Below are 1,876 nucleotides of genomic sequence, written 5' to 3' on the forward strand. Positions count from 1 at the left end.
GTAATAACTTGTTCAGTATCGGCAACCAAAACACCCAAAAGCGCCATATCGCAAATCACCACAAAAAACAGCCATACGCCGATGGCGATACCGGCGGCAGTACCGCGTTCTTTGACTTTTGCGCTAATCAAATAACCCATAGACAAAAAGGCTGCACCAAGAATCACACTGGCAACAATCAGGAGGGCAAAAGGTTTCCATGCGGCAAGGTCAAAGCCGCCGTTGGCAAGCTGGAGGGTAATGCCCGCCAATCCGTAGCCTGCCGTGGTGGCAAGGGCAAGGATGATGAGATGGCCGATAAATTTGCCGGCAAGGATTTGGTTGCGCGAAATCGGATAGCTCAACAACAGCGCCATCGTGCCGCGTTCGATTTCGCCAATCAGCGCATCATAAGAGAGCAACATCGCAATCAGCGGAATCAGGAAAATCGACAGGCTGGAGAGGCTGACAACGGTAACGGTCAACGGATCGACTTTGACTGTACCGGTAGGCGAGCTGCCCAGGAAACCCAATGACAGGGCAAGCGCGGCAAGCAGGAGTGCGGCGGCGAGGACCCAACGGTTGCGCAGGCTGTCGCGGACTTCTTTGCCGGTAATAATCCAAACGGGGTTCATACGTCTTCCCTTTTTAAGAATTGTGCGTACATATCGTCAAGTGTCGGGGTATGGATATCGATATAGGCAAGGTTGCCCAAATCACCCAATTCACTCAAAAGCCCCATACGCTCTTCGGCTTTACATTGCGCTTTATACGACAGCCCGTCTGAAAGCGGCTGCCAACGCTCGCTCAACGGACGCGCTTCTTTCAAACGAACATTGACGGTCAACGGCAAACCACTTTGAACATGCAACTCATCCATGCTGCCATCGGCAACTTTCACACCGTTTTTCATGACGATAATGCGGTCGGCGTGGCCATCGAGTTCGGCAAGCGCGTGCGTGCTGAGCAATACGGTTGCACCGCGTCCATTCAGTTCGCGCACGACTTCGTAAAACATTTGGCGTGAAGCCGGGTCAAGGCCTGTGGTCGGTTCGTCAAACAATAAGACTTTAGGCTCGCCCAACAAGGCTTGTGCCAAAGCGAGACGTTGGCGCATACCTTTGGAGTAAGTGCCGACACGGCGGCGTGCCGCTTGAGAAATGCCGACGCGTTCCAACAACTCACGGTTTTTCCTCAAGGGCTGTTTTTTAAGTTTGGCATAGAAATCCATGGTTTCAATGCCGGTCAATGAAGGATGAAGCGCGACGGTTTCAGGCAGGTAGCCGATTTGGCTGCGAAGCAGTGCGCCTGCCTTACTGCCGGTACGCTCGCCCAGCAACATGACTTCGCCTTCGGTCGGCGTAATCAGGCCGAGTATCAGCTTCATGATGGTGGATTTGCCTGCACCGTTATGCCCTGCCATGCCGACGCTTTCGCCTGCTTTGAGGACTAAATCGACTTGGTTGACGGCTTTTTGACTACCGAATTGTTTGGTCACGTTTCTTAATTCGACGTGGTTGGTCATGAATAATTCCTTTGTGCCGTTTCAGACGGCCTCATGAAAAAGGCCGTCTGAAAACATGTTTAATTCAAAGATCCGTTTTCGGCATCGCTCCAATCGGATTGGCGCGTACTGGCTTCGTGCAACAGCTCATCCTTCATGGCTTCGTATTTGGTGCTTGTTTTGTTGCTGATCGGTTTCATCAATGGCTTACTGTCGATGACGCCGCCCGGCAAAATAGCGGGGAACTGAGATTGCGCCCATTTGACAATGCTGACGGCAGGACTGTTCATCAGCAGACGGGACACGGGGGCGCGCCAAATGATTTGGTCGATAATGCCGTTCGGTCGATAGGCGTTGTCGCCAAAACCATCGCCATCAAGATCGAATGTACTG

General features: G+C 52.4%; 2 protein-coding genes and 1 pseudogene. All 3 read right to left on the reverse strand.

The window, feature by feature from the left end:
• Positions 1 to 614 (reverse strand): ABC transporter permease (locus ACTHUM_RS12710; protein ID WP_440403025.1); only part of this gene is annotated, 614 nt, incomplete at its 3' end.
• Positions 611 to 1,504, reverse strand: a complete 894-nt coding sequence (locus ACTHUM_RS12715; protein ID WP_070459265.1) for an ABC transporter ATP-binding protein — start codon at positions 1,502 to 1,504, stop codon at positions 611 to 613. The genes ACTHUM_RS12715 and ACTHUM_RS12710, both read right to left, overlap by 4 nt.
• A 59-nt stretch (positions 1,505 to 1,563) precedes the next feature.
• Positions 1,564 to 1,876 (reverse strand): annotated as a pseudogene (locus ACTHUM_RS12720) (nitrous oxide reductase family maturation protein NosD); the annotation flags it as partial.

Source organism: Neisseria sp. P0021.S006 (genome assembly GCF_051956895.1).

What these genes read in the sequence shown, in the direction of transcription:
- ACTHUM_RS12715 (WP_070459265.1), bottom strand. Translation starts at nt 1,504, where the DNA reads ATGACCAACCACGTCGAATTAAGAAACGTGACCAAACAATTCGGTAGT.